Source organism: Psychroflexus gondwanensis ACAM 44 (assembly GCF_000355905.1).
GTDB classification, from domain to species: Bacteria; Bacteroidota; Bacteroidia; order Flavobacteriales; family Flavobacteriaceae; genus Psychroflexus; species Psychroflexus gondwanensis.
On record NZ_APLF01000009.1, the window covers coordinates 227,054 to 246,888 of the forward strand.

20 protein-coding genes are annotated in these 19,835 nt (G+C 36.8%); 12 read left to right on the forward strand and 8 right to left on the reverse strand.

Annotation, left to right across the window (positions count from 1 at the left end; translation table 11 throughout):
- Positions 1–8: 8 nt before the first annotated feature.
- Entirely contained in the window at positions 9–1,088 is a 1,080-nt protein-coding gene (gene meaB, locus PGOND44_RS09895) for a methylmalonyl Co-A mutase-associated GTPase MeaB (RefSeq protein ID WP_003440925.1), read from the reverse strand.
- Positions 1,089–1,175: 87 nt separating this feature from the next.
- On the opposite strand from meaB, the gene PGOND44_RS09900 reads away from it, so the two are divergent.
- From PGOND44_RS09900 to ctlX, 4 genes are all read left to right on the forward strand, one after another.
- Complete coding sequence (locus tag PGOND44_RS09900; RefSeq protein WP_003440928.1) at positions 1,176–1,604, forward strand: organic hydroperoxide resistance protein; 429 nt, start codon at positions 1,176–1,178, stop codon at positions 1,602–1,604.
- 76 nt (positions 1,605–1,680) lie between these two features.
- Entirely contained in the window at positions 1,681–2,364 is a 684-nt protein-coding gene (locus PGOND44_RS09905) for a peptidoglycan DD-metalloendopeptidase family protein (protein ID WP_003440934.1), read from the forward strand.
- Positions 2,365–2,425: 61 nt separating this feature from the next.
- Positions 2,426–3,337 carry a dimethylarginine dimethylaminohydrolase family protein gene (locus PGOND44_RS09910; protein WP_003440935.1) on the forward strand — a complete coding sequence of 304 codons (912 nt, stop codon included), beginning with the start codon at positions 2,426–2,428 and terminating at the stop codon, positions 3,335–3,337.
- Positions 3,338–4,270, forward strand: coding sequence for a citrulline utilization hydrolase CtlX (ctlX, locus tag PGOND44_RS09915; protein WP_003440936.1), 933 nt, complete (start codon positions 3,338–3,340; stop codon positions 4,268–4,270). It begins immediately after the preceding gene.
- Positions 4,271–4,322: 52 nt separating this feature from the next.
- Here ctlX and recQ read toward each other — a convergent pair whose 3' ends face one another.
- On the reverse strand, positions 4,323–6,509 hold the full coding sequence (gene recQ / locus PGOND44_RS09920) for a DNA helicase RecQ (protein WP_003440937.1): 2,187 nt from the start codon (positions 6,507–6,509) through the stop codon (positions 4,323–4,325).
- Positions 6,510–6,598: 89 nt separating this feature from the next.
- On the opposite strand from recQ, the gene PGOND44_RS09925 reads away from it, so the two are divergent.
- Genes PGOND44_RS09925 through lptB form a run of 5 tightly spaced genes read left to right on the forward strand, consistent with a single transcriptional unit; the run spans position 6,599 to position 10,203 of the window.
- Positions 6,599–7,561, forward strand: a complete 963-nt coding sequence (locus PGOND44_RS09925; RefSeq protein ID WP_003440938.1) for a KpsF/GutQ family sugar-phosphate isomerase — start codon at positions 6,599–6,601, stop codon at positions 7,559–7,561.
- Between the two features lies 1 nt (position 7,562).
- Positions 7,563–8,405, forward strand: coding sequence for a twin-arginine translocase subunit TatC (gene tatC, locus PGOND44_RS09930; protein WP_003440939.1), 843 nt, complete (start codon positions 7,563–7,565; stop codon positions 8,403–8,405).
- 2 nt (positions 8,406–8,407) lie between these two features.
- On the forward strand, positions 8,408–8,767 hold the full coding sequence (locus PGOND44_RS09935) for a carboxymuconolactone decarboxylase family protein (RefSeq protein ID WP_003440940.1): 360 nt from the start codon (positions 8,408–8,410) through the stop codon (positions 8,765–8,767).
- A gap of 18 nt (positions 8,768–8,785) precedes the next feature.
- Positions 8,786–9,451 (forward strand): hypothetical protein, encoded by a 666-nt coding sequence (locus PGOND44_RS09940; RefSeq protein ID WP_003440941.1) that lies wholly within the window; start codon positions 8,786–8,788, stop codon positions 9,449–9,451.
- Positions 9,448–10,203, forward strand: a complete 756-nt coding sequence (gene lptB, locus PGOND44_RS09945; protein ID WP_003440942.1) for an LPS export ABC transporter ATP-binding protein — start codon at positions 9,448–9,450, stop codon at positions 10,201–10,203. The genes PGOND44_RS09940 and lptB overlap by 4 nt, the downstream gene beginning before the upstream one ends.
- A gap of 6 nt (positions 10,204–10,209) precedes the next feature.
- Here lptB and PGOND44_RS09950 read toward each other — a convergent pair whose 3' ends face one another.
- The 5 genes from PGOND44_RS09950 to tgt form a co-directional block, all read right to left on the reverse strand.
- The gene (locus PGOND44_RS09950; protein WP_003440943.1) at positions 10,210–11,466 is read right to left on the reverse strand and encodes a hypothetical protein; all 1,257 of its coding nucleotides are present in this window, start codon (positions 11,464–11,466) and stop codon (positions 10,210–10,212) included.
- Positions 11,467–11,478: 12 nt separating this feature from the next.
- Positions 11,479–13,020 (reverse strand): replicative DNA helicase, encoded by a 1,542-nt coding sequence (dnaB, locus tag PGOND44_RS09955; protein ID WP_003440946.1) that lies wholly within the window; start codon positions 13,018–13,020, stop codon positions 11,479–11,481.
- Between the two features lie 165 nt (positions 13,021–13,185).
- Positions 13,186–14,139: an acetyl-CoA carboxylase carboxyltransferase subunit alpha gene (locus PGOND44_RS09960; RefSeq protein WP_003440949.1), complete on the reverse strand. Its 954-nt coding sequence runs from the start codon at positions 14,137–14,139 to the stop codon at positions 13,186–13,188.
- 75 nt (positions 14,140–14,214) lie between these two features.
- Positions 14,215–15,291, reverse strand: a complete 1,077-nt coding sequence (locus PGOND44_RS09965) for an LptF/LptG family permease (protein ID WP_040555990.1) — start codon at positions 15,289–15,291, stop codon at positions 14,215–14,217.
- A 10-nt stretch (positions 15,292–15,301) separates the two neighbouring features.
- A complete protein-coding gene (gene tgt / locus PGOND44_RS09970) occupies positions 15,302–16,432 on the reverse strand; it encodes a tRNA guanosine(34) transglycosylase Tgt (RefSeq protein WP_003440954.1) in 1,131 nt (376 codons plus the stop codon).
- 144 nt (positions 16,433–16,576) lie between these two features.
- Between tgt and PGOND44_RS09975 the strand changes: the two genes are divergently transcribed.
- Together PGOND44_RS09975 and PGOND44_RS09980 are read left to right on the forward strand one after the other, a co-directional pair.
- A complete protein-coding gene (locus tag PGOND44_RS09975) occupies positions 16,577–17,422 on the forward strand; it encodes a transketolase (protein ID WP_003440957.1) in 846 nt (281 codons plus the stop codon).
- A 49-nt stretch (positions 17,423–17,471) separates the two neighbouring features.
- Positions 17,472–18,428: a transketolase family protein gene (locus tag PGOND44_RS09980; RefSeq protein ID WP_003440960.1), complete on the forward strand. Its 957-nt coding sequence runs from the start codon at positions 17,472–17,474 to the stop codon at positions 18,426–18,428.
- A gap of 53 nt (positions 18,429–18,481) precedes the next feature.
- Here the strand turns inward: PGOND44_RS09980 and PGOND44_RS09985 are convergent, their stop codons facing one another.
- Entirely contained in the window at positions 18,482–18,910 is a 429-nt protein-coding gene (locus PGOND44_RS09985; RefSeq protein WP_003440963.1) for a BLUF domain-containing protein, read from the reverse strand.
- Between the two features lie 144 nt (positions 18,911–19,054).
- Here PGOND44_RS09985 and PGOND44_RS09990 point away from each other — a divergent pair, with 144 nt between their 5' ends.
- On the forward strand, positions 19,055–19,825 hold the full coding sequence (locus PGOND44_RS09990; RefSeq protein ID WP_003440966.1) for a 3'-5' exonuclease: 771 nt from the start codon (positions 19,055–19,057) through the stop codon (positions 19,823–19,825).
- Positions 19,826–19,835 lie beyond the last annotated feature (10 nt).

Here is a 19,835-nt window from a genome sequence, read left to right on the forward strand (position 1 = left end):
AAAAAGATTTACGATTTAGCTTTCTTCAAAAGATAATCTGCAGCTTCAAATGGGCTTATTTGTTGTGATTGAATTTTCTTGAGGACTTCAGGAAATTCAGCTTTAACGGTTTCATTCTGGTAGAATTCCCTTTTCAATGAATCTTCGATGGTTTGTGTTAGCCAAAATTGATTTTGATTGGCCCGTTTGTCCTCAAAGAAACCATTAGATTTCACTATCTCAGCATACTTTGAAATCATAGTCCAGACGTCCTCAATTCCTACATTATTAAGAGCGCTGGCTAATTTAACTTTAGGAAACCAACCGTTTTGTTTGGCTGGGTACATGTGTAATGCACGATTGAATTCAACTTTTGCTCTTTTAGCTGCTTTAACATTTTCACCATCCGATTTGTTGATGATAATAGCGTCTGCCATTTCTATAATGCCGCGTTTGATACCTTGTAATTCATCTCCAGCTCCTGCCAACTTCAGTAATAAAAAGAAGTCGGTCATACTATGTACTGTAGTTTCACTCTGTCCTACGCCAACAGTCTCAATAAGTAAGATGTCAAATCCAGCAGCTTCGCATAGTAGTATACTTTCTCTTGTTTTTCTGGCAACTCCACCCAGAGATTCACCAGATGCCGTTGGTCTAATGAAGGCATTGGGGTCTTGAACCAATTCTTCCATTCTTGTTTTATCTCCAAGAATACTTCCTTGAGACACAGAGCTTGTAGGATCCACTGCCAATACGGCTACCTTGTGACCTTTATGAGTAAGAAGAAGACCCAACTGCTCAATAAAAGTGCTTTTTCCAACGCCAGGGACTCCTGTAATACCAATTCTTAGAGATTTATTGGCATGAGGCAAACACGATGTAATGACTGTTTTTATATCATCCGTATGTCTTTTACTTCGGCTTTCAATTAGAGTGATAGCTTGACTTAAAGCTGTTTTGTTACCTTTTAAAACACCTTGTATAAGCTCGTTAATATCTTTTTTCTCTCGCCTCAAAGATTTAATCCTTTCAGCAGAAATAGCGCTCAAATTGGAATGAGAATCGCTTTCTTTCTCCTGAAGTGCTGATTTATTTTTTGAAGAAGGCATAGGTTTATATTTAGTACAAATTTATGAATTCATTTTTTTAATGCGCTATTGTGATTAGTATATTCGATTGAATTAAAATTCTAAACAATGAAAACACTTTATACAGCGAAAGCTACAGCAAAAGGAGGAAGAAAAGGACGTGTAAAAACAGAAGATGGTCCAATAGATTTACCCCTAAGCATGCCTAAAGGACTTGGAGGAGATGGTGGTGACGGAGTGAATCCTGAACAGCTTTTTGGATCTGCGTATTCTGCTTGTTTTGGAGGTGCCTTAGGTCTTGTTGCTGAAAAGCATAAAGTTGATTTAGGAGATTTTAGCGTATCAGCTCATGTGAGTATTGGAAAAGTTGAAGATGGAAATCTCCAAATATCCGTAATTTTAGATTGCTACTTACCTGGTGTAGAAGACATCAAGACTGGAGAAACTTTAGTAAATGAAGCTCATGAGGTGTGTCCATACTCAAGAGCGACAAGAGATAATATAGATGTCACTCTCAATCTCTTAAGAGACGAGTAATTAATCACTAGTAAAATAGTTTAAAACCCCAATAACATTGGGGTTTTGTTAGTTTATAGCTTTAATACTTACTTATATGTTGAGTTTATTAAAAGACCACTTATCAGAAGAGTTCTTTTCAATATTAGGTCCCGACTTTTCTGAAAAGGATTACACCCACTTAGATTTGTCTTCCCAAAAAACATCTGAAGTTGACTTAGATTTATCGACAGAATTTGCCCTAGAAAACTATATCCATTCTTATTTGAACCAGAAAAAGGCTAAGGCCGCCTTTGGGGGTTATCTAGAACAAAGAAATCTTTACTCTAGAAGCTCTTATTTTGGTATGGAAACTACAGGAAACAAAAGGGACATACATTTAGGTCTTGATATCTGGGCACCTTCAGGCACTCTTATATATGCACCCACAGATGGAATAGTGCATAGTCTAAAGAATAATACAAATCATGGAGACTATGGGCCAACACTTGTTTTGGAGCACCACACTCATAAACTCCGCTGGTATTCCCTATATGGACACCTCGCTCTAGATACTTTATCTAAATTTAATAGTGGAGAAAGAATCACTAAAGGAGAAGCTTTTGCTAGTCTAGGGTCCAATGAAGTCAATGGAAATTATCCCCCGCATTTGCATTACCAATTGATCTTCGATTTGGAAGGTTATATTGGCGATTATCCTGGAGTGACTTCAGAAGGAAAACTTAATTATTACAGCAATAATTGTCCTGATCCCAACCTTGTCTTAAATTTTGGTATCTAACTTTTTAACAATAGTTTACCCATAGCCTTTTAGTTATATTTGCAAAAAAAAAAAGAAAAAATTGAAACTACACATAACAAATGAGACCTCTAGACTTAAATCTGTAGTTCTAGGTGTTGCCAATTCTAATGGAGGTGAGCCTGATCTTGAAGAAGCTTACGATCCAAAATCAATTAAACACATCAAGGAAGGGACTTACCCTAAAGAAAAAGATATGGTAGAAGAGATGGATGCTGTTGCGTCTATTCTAAAAAAATACAATGTTGAAGTTTTTAGACCTCAGATTATTAAAGATTACAACCAAATATTTTCTAGAGATATTGGTTTTGTGATAGATGATAAATTTGTCTTTGCCAATATCCTACCAGATCGTGAAAAAGAAATAAAAGCAATTGATTTTGTAATAAAGACTTTGGATGATGACAACAAAATAAGGCTCCCAGAACATTGCCATATTGAAGGTGGAGATGTCATGCCACATGGAGATTATATCCTTGTAGGAACCTATAGGGGAGAGGATTATTCCGATTTTATTACTGCCAGAACCAATGTAGAAGCTGTAGATGAGCTTCAGAAATTATTTCCTCATAAAACTGTAAAATCCTTTAATCTTAGGAAGTCCAATACAGATCCGAAAGCGAATGCGTTGCATTTGGACTGCTGTTTTCAACCTGTTGGGGATAAGTTTGCCATTATTCATAAAAACGGATTTTTAGAGGAAGAGGAGTATAATTGGTTAGTCGACCTTTATGGAAAAGATCAAGTCTTTGAAATTGATGCTCAAGACATGTATGATATGAATAGCAATATTTTTTCAATTTCTGAAAAAGTGGTTATTTCTGATGCCTATTTTAAGCGATTAAATGCTTGGCTGACTTCAAAGGGAATACTAGTAGAAACTGTAGATTATAGAGAAATTGCTAAACAAGAAGGTTTGTTGAGATGTTCAACATTGCCTTTAATAAGAGAATAAATGAAACAAATTACAGATACACTAGTGATGATTCGCCCTGTTAACTTCAGAATGAATGAAGAAACAGCAGTGAATAATTACTTTCAACACACCACGGAAGACTTGCAGGAAACGGTCAATGCTAAAGCACAGAAGGAATTTGATGCGTTTGCAGATAAGTTGAAAGCTGTTGGGGTTAACCTTATAGTAATCGACGATATTGCTTCTCAAGATACTCCAGATTCTATTTTTCCAAATAACTGGGTTTCCTTTCATGAAAATGGAGATGTAGCCCTTTATCCCATGTTTGCTAAAAATAGGCGAAAAGAGAGACGTGAGGATATTTTTAAAACCATCGAAGCTGAAGGTCGATTCATCAGAAACTTTATAGATTATACCTCTGCGGAGCAAGAGGATGTTTTTCTAGAAGGGACAGGAAGCTTGATTTTGGATCGGGCAAATAGTAAAGCCTATTGTGCGTTATCACCAAGAGCAGACGAAGATTTAGTTATCGAGTTTTGCGAAGATTTTGAGTACACTCCAATTATATTCAATGCTTACCAAAGTTTCAAAGGAGAAAGACTTCCCATCTATCACACCAATGTTATGATGTGTGTAGCCGAAGAATTTGCAGTGATCTGCTTAGACACTATCGACGATAAAAAGGAAAAGAAATTAGTTGCCGATAGTCTTATGCAAGATGGAAAAGAAATTATTTCTATTTCTGAAGAACAGATGAATAATTTTGCAGGAAATATGCTTCAAGTACAAGGCAAAGCTGATAAGTTCTTGGTAATGAGCCAAACTGCTCATCAGGCACTAACTCAAAACCAGATTAAAACTATAGAAAAGTATTGTAAAATTTTAAGCAGTGATTTAGAGACTATAGAAACGCATGGCGGTGGAAGTGCAAGGTGCATGCTGGCAGAAGTATTTATACCTAAAGCAGTTTAAAAAAAGACGCATATAATCTAAAAAGCCAGCTTCTAGAAGCTGGCTTTTTAATTTAATTAGCTTCTTCGCTAATAAATTTTATTCGATATAATCTCAGTTCTTCTTCATCGTAATCACCATCAAACTCTTCAATAGCTTCGTTAATACTGTCTGAATTGGCTTCCAAGAAATAATCGTGAATTTCTTCTTGTTGGTCTTCGTCTAAAATATCGTCTAGCCAGTAATTGATGTTTAATTTAGTTCCGCTAAATACAATAGCTTCCATTTCTTTAATAAATTGCTTCATTTCAAAACCTTTGCCATCAGCAATGTCCGTTAATGGTAGTTTCCTGTCTATGTTTTGAATAATATATAGCTTGTTAGCACTATTGGCACCAGTACTTTTTACTACCAAATCGTCTGGTCTTAAAATATCGTTTTCTTCAACATAATCTTGAATCAACTGTATAAACTCTTTTCCAAACTTTTTAGCCTTGCCTTCACCAACACCATGAATGTTGACCATTTCTTCTGAGCTGATGGGATATTTTAAAGCCATGTCTTCTAAAGAAGGATCTTGAAACACCACAAATGGGGGGATTTCCTTTCTTTTGGCTACTTTTTTTCTAAGATCTTTTAGCATCTTTAGTAGCCTTTCGTCGGTTCCTCCAGAAGGTTTGGCGGATGTGTTGATAGACGATAGGTTGCTAAAGTCATTATCTTCTGTCATCATGAAAGAAGTATTGTTCTTTAAAAACTCTTCTCCTTTAGGTTGTAATTTGACAACTCCATAAGACTCCAATTCTTTTTTAAGGAATCCTGAAATGATCACTTGGCGCAATAAAGCTGTCCAGTAGCTTGCAGGTTTACCTTTGCCAGCTCCAAAAATCTTAAGCTTTTCAGCTTTATTAGATTTTATGAGGACATTGGTCTTTCCGCAAATGGTGTGAACTATTTCTTTAGATTTAAATAATTGTCCGGTTTCTATTACCGCTTTTAGTATTAAATCCACGTCATCTTTAGCTTCTTTTTTCTTTTTAGGATAGCGTACATTATCATCCATGTCACCACCTTCACCGGTTTCATTATCAAATTCTTCACCGAAATAATGTAAAATATACTTTCTCCGTGAAATAGAACTTTCAGCAAAAGCAACCACATCTTGTAGTAAAGCATGACCTATTTCTTGTTCAGCAATAGGCTTTCCGCTCATGAATTTCTCAAGCTTCTCTATGTCTTTATGATTATAGTAGGCAACACAATGGCCTTCACCACCATCTCTTCCTGCTCTTCCAGTTTCTTGATAATAACTTTCTATACTTTTTGGAATGTCATTATGAACCACAAATCGAACATCGGGTTTATCGATGCCCATCCCAAAAGCAATAGTTGCCACTACGACATCTATATCTTCCATCAAAAACATATCTTGATGCCTGCTTCTTGTTTTAGCATCCAGTCCAGCGTGATAGGGAACGGCTTTAACACCATTGACTTGAAGAGCTTGTGACAATTGCTCTACTCGCTTTCTGCTTAGGCAATAGATAATGCCGCTTTTACCCGAGTTCTTCTTAACAAATTTTATAATGTCAGAATCTACATCATCTGTTTTTGGACGAATCTCGTAGTATAAGTTTGGTCTGTTAAAAGAAGCCTTGAAGGTTGTAGCATCTGGAATCCTTAGGTTTTTAAGGATGTCTTCTTGAACTTTAGGAGTCGCAGTAGCTGTAAGACCAATTATAGGAATATTCTCTCCTATGCGTTCAATAATATTTTTTAAGTTTCGATATTCAGGTCTAAAATCATGCCCCCATTCCGAGATACAATGGGCTTCATCTATGGCTAAAAAAGAAATAGTTTCGCCTTTTAGAAACTCGATGTATTCAGTTTTAGTAAGAGATTCTGGAGCAACATAGACCAGCTTGGTAATGCCGCTAGAAATATCTTCCTTGACCTGCTTGACTTGTGTTTTATTCAAAGATGAATTCAAAACATGGGCAACCCCGTGGTGATCAGAAATATTTCTCATCGCATCCACTTGGTTTTTCATAAGGGCTATAAGTGGAGAGACGACTATGGCTGTTCCCTCCTTAATTAATGCGGGTAGTTGATAACATAAAGATTTGCCTCCACCAGTTGGCATGATGACAAATGTATCTTTATTCGCAATAATGCTTTTTATAACCTGTTCCTGAAGACCTTTGAACTCGTTAAAACCAAAGTATTTCTTTAATTCTTGATGTAAATTGATTTGTTCCAATTGAAATATTACTATTTAGTTTTATTTACCTTTGCAAAATTAAATATACGCATTCTTTACAAGCGTGCAATTATTAAATATAGCAAATTATGGAAGATGTAGCGATACAATCTTACGCCAAAGATATAATACTAATGGAGTCCAAGGCAATACAAAACCTTGAAGCTTCAATCGATAAGTCTTTTTCTGACGCTGTGAAGTCTATTTTTGACTCTAAAGGACGGGTAATTATTACCGGCATTGGTAAAAGTGCAATTATTGCTACTAAAATTGTAGCGACTTTAAATTCAACGGGAACCCCTGCTGTTTTTATGCATGCTGCAGATGCCATTCACGGCGATCTTGGAACTATTTTAAAAGACGATATTGTAATTTGTATTTCAAAAAGCGGGAATACGCCAGAAATAAAGGTCCTTGCACCGCTTATCAAAAATTTCAAAAATACATTAATCGCGATTACAGGAAACAAAGATTCTTTTTTGGGTAAGCAAGCTGATTTTGTACTCAATACATTTGTTGAAAAAGAAGCCTGTCCTAATAATCTGGCCCCTACCACTAGCACAACAGCTCAATTAGTGATGGGAGATGCATTAGCGGTATGTTTATTGAAATTACGCGGATTTTCAAGTGATGATTTTGCGAAATTCCACCCAGGCGGAGCTTTAGGTAAAACGCTTTACTTGAGAGTAAGCGATATCACCTCACAAAATATGAAACCACAGGTGAACCCAGAAACGCCTCTTAAGGATGTTATTGTTGAGATTTCAAGAAATATGCTTGGGGTGACTGCAGTTATAGAAAATGAAGAAGTTGTTGGCATTATTACAGATGGAGATTTGAGGCGGATGTTAAGTACTACTGATAACTTCACCAAACTGAAAGCTAAAGATATAATGACCAAAAGCCCTAAAACTATTGCCAACTCTGCGATGGCTATTGATGCCCTAGATCTTTTGGAAACCTATGATATTACGCAACTCGTCTCTCATGAAAATGGAAAATATGCTGGAGTGGTCCACCTTCATAATCTCGTAAAAGAAGGCATTATATAATATGGCTAAATCCAAGCAAAAGAAAAACCCAAACGAAATGTCTTTTTTAGATCATCTTGAAGATCTAAGATGGCATTTATTGAGAGCAACAATCGCCATCCTTATTGGGGGTGCCATTGCTTTTGGGTTGAAGTCTTTCATTTTTGATGTGATTATATTTGGACCAAAGCGGGCAGATTTTTATACCTATAGTGTGTTGTGTAATATTTCCGAGTACTTTGGAATGCAAGAAAGTTTTTGTTTCGATGAGCTTCCTTTCAGAATACAAAGTAGGACCATGGCTGGGCAATTTAGTGCTCACATTTGGACTTCTATTACCGCTGGTTTTATAATAGCTTTTCCTTATGTTATCTATCAATTTTGGGCTTTTATAGCCCCTGGATTAGCCTCTTCAGAGAAGAAAAATGCAAGGTGGTTTATCATTGTCACCTCATTCTTGTTTTTCTTAGGGGTCTTCTTTGGATATTATGTCATCACTCCTTTATCGGTTAATTTCTTAGGGAGTTATACCGTGAGTCAAGAAGTCTTCAACGATTTCGATTTAAGCAGCTATATAGGTTTGGTAAGAGCCTCTGTACTCGCTAGTGGATTAATTTTCGAACTGCCTGTTATCATATATTTTTTAACCAAAGTAGGCTTGGTAACCCCAGAATTTTTAAGGAAAAACCGAAAGTACTCTTTGGTGTTTATATTGATTATTTCAGCATTAATAACTCCTCCAGATATCGCCAGCCAAGTGATTGTTGCAATACCGGTTTTGGTTTTATATGAAGTGAGCATTTTCATTTCCAAATTGGTTTTAAGAAAGCAACGTAAAGAAGAAAAAAGAAAAAAAAATAAATAATTATGATGGATTTAGTAGATGAATTTGAGGCGTATAGAGCCAAAATGAATGGAAAGATTTTAGATGAAAACAATAAAGTTCTTAAACGAATTTTTAACTTAGATACCAATTCCTTTACAGAAGGAGCTTTGGACGTAAAGACCAAAGAATTATTAGGTCTAGTTTCTTCTCTGGTCTTGAGATGTGATGATTGTGTGAAATATCACCTAGAGTCCTCTTATAAAGAAGGCCTGAAAAGAGCTCAAGTTGTTGAGGCTCTAAGTATTGGTATTTTGGTAGGGGGGACGATAGTTATTCCTCACCTAAGAAGGGCTTTTGAATATTGGGAAGCTTTAGAACAGAAGTTTGGAAAAACAGAATAAAACAACTAATTTTTGGGTATGAAACCACTATTACCAACCATAGTTAGACTTTTTGCATATGCAGGCCTCATGTTTATTATGGCTTTAGTCATTCAATTTGACTTTGCTGAAGGTGAAGTGAAAGAAGATTCTCTTATTGAAATCACACAAGAAATTTTGCTTTTTGTGAGCTCCATTCTTTTAATTGTGTTTAGCTCGAAGGCTAAAGACTTTAAAATCTTTAACTTGACATTGGCAGGGTTTCTTGGGGTTCATTTCGTTAGAGAATTTGATTTTTGGCTAAATACACAGTTATTTGATAAAGCTTGGCAGGTTCTAGCCCTCATCATTCTAGTGTTGATTGTCGTTATGGTCATCAGAAATTGGAAAAAATTCATTCTTGAATTTGTAGCAATATCAAAAACCTATGGGTTTGCCTTTTTCTTTTCAGGACTTATTATCCTTCATGTTTTTTCAAGACTCTATGGGCGTAAACTGATATGGATAGACTTGTTAAGGGATACCCATGACAAGTATGTTATTGAAGAGAATGGAGAAAAGGTTATTGCTTTAAGAGATTTTATGCGACCGGTTAAAGATGCTTCTGAAGAAAGTATTGAGCTATTAGCCTACTCGATTATTTTAATTGGTGTAGTTGAGATGATTATGTTTGGTGTAAAATCTTCTAAAAATATACAGTCATGAATCCAAACCGTTCCACATTAAGAGCTGAAAACTTAATTAAAGCCTACAAAGGCGTTAAGGTCGTTAAAGGTATAAGTGTTGAAGTCACTCAGGGAGAAATCGTTGGACTTCTGGGTCCTAACGGTGCAGGAAAGACGACCTCTTTTTATATGATCGTGGGTTTGATAAAACCCAATGCGGGTCATATCTACCTTGATAAGACGAACATCACGAAATTTCCAATGTATAAGAGGGCTCAAAATGGTATTGGTTATCTTGCTCAAGAGGCGTCAATATTTAGGAAATTGAGTATTGAAGATAATATCATGAGTGTCTTGGAGCTCACAGACCTTAATAAGAAAGAAAGAGAAGAAAAAATGGAATCTCTTATTAGTGAATTTGGTTTGAATCATATTCGAACAAATAGGGGTGACCTTTTGTCTGGTGGAGAAAGACGTCGGACCGAGATTGCCAGGGCTTTAGCCACAGACCCTAAATTTATTCTCCTAGATGAACCTTTTGCTGGTGTAGATCCTGTAGCCGTGGAGGATATTCAAAAAATTGTTGCCCAGCTTAAAAATAAAAACATTGGTATCTTAATTACAGATCACAATGTTCAGGAAACATTGGCGATTACAGATAGAACTTACCTCATGTTTGAGGGTGGAATTCTAAAGCATGGTGAGCCTGAAGAATTGGCTAACGATGAAATGGTTAGAAAAGTTTATTTAGGTCAGAATTTTGAGCTGCGTAAGAAAAAAATCTTTGAATAAAGTCTCCTAGGTTTTCTGCTTTTTCTTTTCAGCAGCAGGAAACAAAATATTATTGAGTATAAGTCTATAGCCAGGTGACTTGGGATGTAATTCCAATTCTGTTCTTGGATCGCCTACTCTGTGTTGATAATCCTCTGGATCGTGTCCACCGTAAAAGGTGAAAAAACCTTTTCCCTTTATGCCGTGAATGTATCTTGCTTCGTCATTGAGCTTATTTTTACCCATTACAAGAACATTAGATTTAATATGATTAGGCTTAAAGGCTGTGGTTTGCCCCATAAAACCTTTTACCACTGCAGTATGATTTTGACAGAGCATTGTAGGAATGGGATCCCATTTTGCTGAATAATCCATTAAAGTGAAATAATCTTTAGCCTTCGGGATATTTCTGGTACTGGTCATATCTATGGACGAGTATTCATAAACCATAGGATCCTTTTCTAGGATATAATCGGTGAAAGCCATAGTTTTAGAATAGTCAATTTTATTTTGGTAACCAGAATCTGAAGGATCGCCGTCAAACATAGGCTCGCAGATATCGGTGCCTTCAGCAGAAAGAGCAATATCAAAAGAATCGGTCGCACTGCACATGGCGAACATAAAGCCTCCACCAATCACATACGCATTGATCTTTTTGGCAACAGCTAATTTGGCTTCAGACACTTTAGTATACCCTAGCGACTCTGCTAAAGCTTCAGCATCTTTTTTCTCCTGAATATACCAAGGAGCAGAGCGGTAAGCCCTATAGAATTTCCCGTATTGGCCCGTAAAGTCTTCGTGGTGGAGGTGGAGCCAATCGTACAATAGCAATTCATCATTCAAAACACCTTCATCGTAGATGGTTTCGTAGGGGATTTCTGCAAATTCCAGAACCATAGTCACAGCATCATCCCATGGCACATTACCTTGTGGAGAATAGACTGCGATTTTTGGTGCTTTTTCGAGAAGAACCGCTTCCATGTTTTGAGAAGGACTGTTGATGGTTTCTAAAATTTTTTTTGTCTCAGCATCGGACTTAATTTCAAAAGATACGCCTCTAATGGTGCATTCGCGTTCTAAATCTTCAGAATAAGGAGATAAAAAAGAACCGCCTCTATAGTTAAGTAGCCATTGTATTTTTTGCTCTTTTTCCAACAACCAATACGAAATGCCGTAAGCTTTTAGGTGATTGTCTTGGGTTTCAAAATCCATAGGAATTAGGATGAACTTGGAATACCCCGTAAAGCTCATCAGAAATACTAGACTAAAAAGCAAACTCTTCATAGGTGAGTAGTTTTAAAAAGGGACTTCATCGTCGTTGCTATCCATATTTTGACCTGGTGACGGTGTACCAAAGACATCTTCAGCATTTGGGAAAGAAGGGGTTTCCGATTTCGCTGCATTCATGCTAGAATTGATTTCAAAAGGAGAATCAAAATTATCTAAGTTTTCAAATTTACCGAGCTGACCGATAAATTTCAAACGAATATTGTCCAAGCCACCATTCCTGTGTTTTGCAATAATAAATTCAGCTTGACCTTTGGTAGGAGATTGATCGTCATCATCCCACTCGTCAATATCATAATATTCAGGACGATAAATAAAAGAGACAATATCGGCATCTTGTTCGATAGCTCCAGATTCTCTAAGGTCACTTAGCAATGGTCGCTTACTGCCACCTCTTGTTTCTACAGCTCTAGAGAGTTGAGATAATGCCAAAACAGGAATGCTTAATTCTTTTGCTAGGGCTTTTAAGTTTCTGGAGATGCTAGAAATTTCTTGTTCACGATTTCCTCCTTTTTGAGATCCGCCACCAGTCATCAACTGCAAGTAATCCACTACTATCAATTTGATACCATGTTGAGAAGAAAGTCGTCGTGCTTTTGCTCTCAAGTCAAAAATAGATAAAGAGGGGGTGTCATCGATAAAGAGAGGAGCTTGTTCTAGCGATTTTACTTTTACATTCAATTGTTCCCATTCGTGAGGCTCTAGATTTCCGGTTCTAAGCTTTTCTGAACTCAATCCAGTTTCAGAAGAAATAAGACGTGTAATTAACTGAACGGAAGACATCTCTAAAGAAAAGAAGGCTACGGGGATATTTTGGCCAACGGCAATATTTCTTGCCATGGTAAGTGTAAGTGCCGTTTTACCCATACCAGGACGAGCAGCAATAATCACAAGATCACTAGGTTGCCATCCTGAAGTTAACTTGTCTAAATCTGTAAATCCTGAAGGCACACCACTCAATCCCTCTTTATTGGAGATTTCTTCTATTCGTTTTTTGGCCTGCATGACCAAGTTTTGAGCAGTCTCCGAAGATCGCTTGATGTTTCCTTGGGTGACCTCATACAATTTGGATTCTGCATGATCCAAAAGATCAAAAACATCGGTGCCTTCATCGTAAGATTCTTCTATAATTTCATTAGAAATCTTAATCAGGCATCTTTGAATGTACTTTTGCAGAACAATTCTAGAATGATACTCAATATGCGCCGATGAAGATACCTTTTGAGTGAGTTGGATGAGGTAATATTCACCACCTGAGGCTTGTAGCTTTTTTTGTTTTTTTAATTCTGTGGAAACCGTTAATAAGTCAATCGGGTCTCCTTTCTCGAACAAGAGTATAATGGCTTCATAAATATTTTTATGGGCTTCCTTGTAGAAAACGTCGGGATGTAAGATATCTATTACTTCATCAACCCCTTTTTTATCAATCATCATCGCTCCAAGTATAACCTCCTCAAGGTCAGTAGCTTGTGGAGGTATTTTACCTTTTTGTAAACTGATAACATCTCCTTTTGGAGAATCCTTGAATGAAGATTGGGTTGCGTTTTCCATAATACGAATGTAAATAAAAGGTTACGAAGAACGTGTAAAAAGTATCAGCTTAACACTCAACTTTTTCCACAGCAACCTGTTGATAACTAAAAATTTATGTGGATAACTAAAAAAATCCAGATAAATAGTATCTGGATTTTGGTATAAATTGAGCTATGTTAGGATTTACTCATGGTAAACACCTATATCAACAAATTTTTGCATCCGTTTCTGCACTAATTCTTCTGGGGATAACTTTTTCAATTCTTCCAATTCTGCCAGAATAGATTTCGTGACAATTTCGAAAGTTTTCTCTCTATTACTATGTGCACCTCCAAGAGGTTCTTTAATAATTTTATCGATAATCTTCAATTTTTTCATATCGGTCGCTGTAAGCTTCAACGCTTCTGCGGCTGTTTGCTTATGTTCCCAGCTTCTCCATAAGATAGAAGAACAAGATTCTGGAGAAATTACAGAATACCAAGTGTTTTCTAGCATCATCACAGTGTCTCCAACAGCTATTCCTAAAGCTCCGCCACTAGCGCCTTCTCCAATGATGATGACGATAACAGGAACCTTAAGTTGGCTCATTTCCATGATGTTTCTGGCAATAGCTTCACCTTGTCCTCGTTCTTCTGCTTCAAGCCCGGGGAATGCTCCAGGAGTATCTACAAAACAGACAATTGGTAAATTGAACTTTTCTGCTTTTTTCATCAGGCGTAAGGCCTTTCGATACCCTTCTGGATTGGCCATTCCAAAGTTTCGGTACTGGCGGGTTTTTGTGTTGTAACCCTTTTGTTGACCAATAAACATAAAACTTTGTTCATTGATTTTACCAAGTCCGCCAATCATAGCTTTATCGTCGCCAAAGTTTCTATCGCCGTGCAGCTCCATAAAGGTAGAACCACAAATAGCGTTGATGTAATCCAAGGTGTAGGGTCTATTAGGATGCCTAGATAATTGAACTCTTTGCCAAGCATTGAGGTTGGAATAGATTTCTTTCTTTTTATTATCTAGTTTAAGCTTGATCTGCTTGCAAGTATCTGTGACGTCTACCTCACTATCTTCACCTATTTCGCAGGCCTTTTCGAATTGCTCTTGAAGGGCTTTAATCGGTAATTCAAAATCTAAATATTCCATGAATACAGTGTGTTTCTTTAAAAGTCAGTTCGCAAATATATAAAAGATATGTCTGTTTAAATGATAAATTTGAGATTAGCGTTTCGCTTTGATAAGTAAATAAATAGCCAAAACACCAAACAAAATATTGGAGAACCAAACCGCGATCAATGGAGAGAATGTCGATTTTTCTGCAATAGTTCCAAAAACTTTATCCAAAAAGATATAGGCGAAAGCAATAACAATTCCTATCGCTAGATTAGCGCCCATACCTCCTCGTCTTTTCATCGCCGATACAGAGACTGCAATGATGGTGAGAATAAAGGCAGAGACTGGAACACTCCACCGCTTATAGGCTACAATCTGATAACTGCTAATATTGGCAGATCCTCTTCGCTTTTCAGTTGCTATAAAGTCTTTTAATTCGCCATAATCTAGAGTTTCGGCGATATATTCAACTGGAGTTAATTCACCAAATTCAAAAGGTAAAATGGTATCTAAAGAAGACTGTCTCCGTATAAGATCTTCCCTCTCATTTATGATTCTCTTTTCAAAATTATTTAAAGTATAAGTGGAATCTTTAGCATTGAATTTTAATCGAGATGCTGAGATTTTAAAAGTCATTTCTTGGCCTTCAAAATGTTCTAGGGTAAAGTTTCTAGCGGTACCTGTACTGGGTTGAAAGTTGGTAGCAAAAATAAACTCGTTATCATTGACTTGCCGATAAACATTTTGTGTCTCTTGCGATTGTTTGCCTTTTTTGAAATACTGATATTTAAATTCGTTAAACCCTTGACTTGCATTGGGCACCAAATACATAGTAAACATAAGGGCAATGCCACAAACTAAAGTAGCACCGATAAGATAGGGTCTTAAAAACCTCGAAAATGAAATACCAGAGCTTAAAATGGCAATGATTTCTGTATTATTCGCTAATTTGGAGGTAAACCATATGATGGATAAGAACAGGAAAATAGGGAACAATAAGTTAGCAAAGTATATGGTGAAGTTGCCATAAAACACCAGAACTTCTTCAAGGGGCACCTCGTTTTCTTTGATGTCATCTATCTTTTCAGAAAGATTGACGATGATACCTATAGGTATAAACATCAAAAGCAAAGCAACGAATGTTGTTAAGTAGCGTTTTAGTATGTACCAATCTATAATTTTCAATGTTCTAGTATTAGAGTCTTATCGATAATTTTTTAACCATAATATCTTTCCAAGTTCTAAAAGTCCCCGCTTGGATTTGTCGCCTAGCCTCTCTTACTAACCATAAATAAAACCCCAAATTGTGTATGGTAGCAATTTGCTTTCCTAACAATTCTTTGACGGAGAAAAGATGTTTTAAATATGCTTTAGAATATTCTGTATCTACCCAAGTGTAACCTGCTGGATCCAAAGGTGAAAAATCATCTTCCCATTTTTTATTCTTGATGTTAATGGTACCTTCGGAAGTAAATAGCATTCCGTTTCTGGCATTTCGGGTAGGCATAACACAATCGAACATATCCACCCCTAAAGCTATATTTTCCAATAAATTAGAAGGGGTTCCTACCCCCATCAAGTAGCGCGGCTTGTCTTCAGGTAAAATGGCATTTACAACTTCGGTCATCGCATACATTTCATCATCAGGTTCACCAACCGAAAGTCCTCCAATGGCGTTGCCCTCTGCCCCAACATTAGCAATGTATTCTGCAGACTGCTGTCTTAGGTCTTTATATGTGCTTCCTTGTACGATGGGAAAAAGCGTTTGTTGGTGTCCATAAAGTGGTGAGGTACTCTTCATGTGAGTCATGCAGCGGTCTAGCCATCTATGGGTCATGTGCATAGATCTTTGCGCATATTTATAATCGCAAGGATAAGGTGTGCATTCATCAAAAGCCATGATAATATCTGCACCAATTTCCCTTTGAATATCTACGGCACTTTCGGGGGTGAATAGGTGGGTTGAGCCATCAATATGAGATTTAAACTTTACCCCGATTTCTTTAATTTTTCTATTTGCTGAAAGGGAATAGACTTGATAACCGCCACTATCGGTAAGGATATTTCTATCCCAGTTCATGAATTTATGAAGTCCTCCAGCTTTCTTAAGGATTTCTGTTCCTGGTCTTAAATAAAGATGATAGGTGTTTCCTAAAATAATATCAGGATTAATTTCTTCTTTGAGTTCTCTTTGGTGAACTCCCTTGACAGTGCCAATAGTGCCAACTGGCATAAATATGGGAGTTTCAATAACGCCATGGTCTGTGGTTAGTTTCCCAGCTCTAGCCTTGGAATTGGGGTCTTTACTTAGTAATTCGAATGTCATATAGATTTCAATAGCCTGCAAAGATACTCAACTCTATTAAAACTATTTTCAACAGATGCAGATAATAGGAAGTCAGAATATGAGGGACTCTGTTTTATAATAAATCCTTACTTTTGAGCAACTTATAAAATTCTTATTTATCTCATGTCAACAACACAACATTTACAAGATTTTGTCACGCAAGTAAGGAGAGATATTCTTCGTCAAGTCCATCAAGTAAATTCTGGTCATCCTGGGGGTTCTCTTGGATGTGCAGAATACTTTTCTGTCCTTTATCAAGACGTTATGGAATATTCCAAGAACTTCGATATGGATGGAAAAAACGAAGATTTATTCTTTTTATCCAATGGACATATTTCTCCAGTTTTCTATAGCGTTTTATCTCGATCTGGATTTTTCCCTGTAGAGGAGCTTAAAACCTTTAGGAAAATTGATTCTAGATTACAAGGTCACCCAACAACTCATGAAGGTTTGCCGGGAATAAGAATTGCTTCTGGATCTCTAGGGCAGGGAATGTCTGTCGCCATAGGAGCAGCACTGACCAAAAAACTGAATAAAGATTCTCATCTTATTTATAGTCTTCATGGTGATGGAGAACTACAAGAGGGTCAGAACTGGGAAGCGATACTCTATGCGGGATCAAAAGGCGTAGATAACCTTATTGCGACTATAGATTATAATAAAAAGCAGATTGACGGGGCTACAGACGATGTGCTGCCTCTTGGAAATCTTAAGAAGAAATTTGAAGCTTTCGACTGGAAGGTTATAGAATTAAAAGCAGGAAACGATATCGCCGCCATAAAAGGAGCTCTAGAAGAGGCCAAAGGATTAACTGGAAAAAAACAACCTGTTGTTATCCTGATGGAAACTGAGATGGGAAATGGGGTAGACTTTATGATGGGAACTCATGCTTGGCATGGTAAAGCTCCTAATGATGAGCAACTCGAAAAAGCACTTTCTCAAAACCCAGAAACTCTTGGTGATTACTAAGGAGTCGTTTAGAACAACATTAATTTTTACACATTAGATTATAAAGACCATGAAAATATATAAAAATACAGGAAATATAGATACTCGATCTGGATTTGGAGCTGGCTTAGCTGAACTTGGCAAAAGCAATCCTGATGTCGTAGCTCTTTGTGCAGACCTAACAGGATCTTTAAAAATGGATGAATTTAAGGACAATCATCCAGAGCGTTTTTTCCAAATAGGAATTGCAGAAGCCAATATGATTGGTATTGCTGCTGGAATGACTATAGGAGGCAAAATTCCATTTACAGGTACTTTCGCCAATTTTTCTACCGGTAGAGTCTACGATCAGATTAGACAATCGGTAGCTTATTCTGGTAAAAATGTCAAAATTTGTGCTTCCCATGCGGGTTTAACTTTAGGAGAAGATGGTGCCACTCACCAAATCCTTGAAGACTTGGGCTTGATGAAAATGTTGCCGGGAATGACTGTGATAAACACCTGTGATTATAATCAAACCAAAGCGGCTACTCTTGCGATTGCAGAATATGAAGGGCCGGTTTACTTGAGGTTTGGTCGTCCTAAAGTGGCTAACTTCACCCCAGAGGATCAAAAATTTGAAATTGGGAAAGCTGTTCATTTAACTGAAGGCAATGATGTGACTATTATTGCTACGGGGCATTTGGTTTGGGAAGCTTTAGAAGCCGCCAAAATCTTAGATGAGAAAGGAATTTCTGCTGAGGTGATTAATATCCACACGATAAAGCCTTTAGATGAAACTGCTATTTTAAAGTCTATACGAAAAACAAAATGTGTAGTGACGGCAGAAGAGCATAACTTTTTAGGAGGTCTTGGTGAAAGCGTAGCTAGAACACTTACTCTCAATCACCCAGCGCCCCAAGAATTTGTTGCGACTAACGATACCTTTGGAGAAAGCGGAGAGCCGCTTATGCTTCTCGATAAATATGGCCTAAACGCAAAAGCCATTACCGAAAAAGCGGAAGCTGTGATTTTAAGAAAAGAATAGTTTATTTTAAATTTTAAGAAAAAGCCTTTAGGAAATTTCCTAAAGGCTTTTTTTTAGCTGGAAAGAGTTTTTACAAAGTCATAGAGGACCTTAAGCACTGGATGATTTTTGGTGGACGTATTTCCTAAAAATATATCTTCAAGATTTAAATTTTCTTGGCCTACTATTTCTTTTATATGTTTGTCTTGTACCTCCTTATAGGCCATAGACCAATCTTTAAACTGGCGTTCACTCAAGTCTCCAGAATCTAAAAGAATCAAGTCTTTATGTCTCTTGTCCTTACTGATGGATTCATACACTTTGTCGATTTCTTGAGCAGGACCTTCTATATATTGTACAAATTTCCCCTGAATAAGAAGCAATACCCCAGTGATCGTTAATTGTTTATTTTTCTCTCTTACTTGAAATAAAAAATCTTCAATACTTTTTCTGGACATCACTCTGGATTGGGCGCTCATGTAGGATACAAATTTCAACGACATTTGATTTTTTTAGAGAAACCTAATTTAAGCTTTTTTTTGAAATTTTTAGGTCTATAACAGAGGCCTTTCATAAAAACATCTCAATTTCTTAAGATTTGAAGATTTCCTTAATTTCAAATCATAACTTTGTAAAAAAGATTCACCATGGAATTAAAATTAACCCGGCCCATTTGTTTTTTTGATTTAGAAACTACTGGGACTAATATTTCAAAAGATAGAATTGTTGAGATTTCGATCTTAAAAGTTTTTGAAAACAACAATAAAGAGAGTTATACCTGGAAAGTGAATCCAGGAATTCCTATTCCAAAAGAAACCACTGCAATTCATGGAATAAGTGATGAAGATGTGGCGAATGAGCCAAAGTTTGGTGAACTCGCCCCGAAAATCAACGCTATGATAAAAGGTTGTGATCTTGGGGGGTACAATAGCAATAGATTTGATATTCCGTTATTAGCTGAAGAAATGTTGAGAACGGGAATTGATTTTGATCTTAAGAAAGTAAATGCTGTAGATGTTCAAACTATTTTTCATAAAAAGGAAAAGCGAACCTTGGGAGCAGCTTACAAATTCTATTGTGATAAAGATCTCACAGACGCCCATAGTGCAGAGGCAGACACCAACGCTACTTATGAGGTTTTGAAATCTCAACTCGATCGTTATCCAGATTTAGAAAATGATACCAAATGGTTATCTACCTACAGTGCACATAAGAAATTCGCCGATCTCGCTGGGTTTCTCGTTATGAATAAAAATGATGAAGAGGTTTTTGGGTTTGGAAAATTTAAGGGTAAAAAAGTTGAAGATGTCTTAGAGAAAGAACCTGGCTATTTTGGTTGGATTCAAAATTCGGATTTCCCACTTTATACCAAAAAAGTACTTACAGCCATTAAATTGAGAAAACTGGCTACTAAATAATATCCTCTCA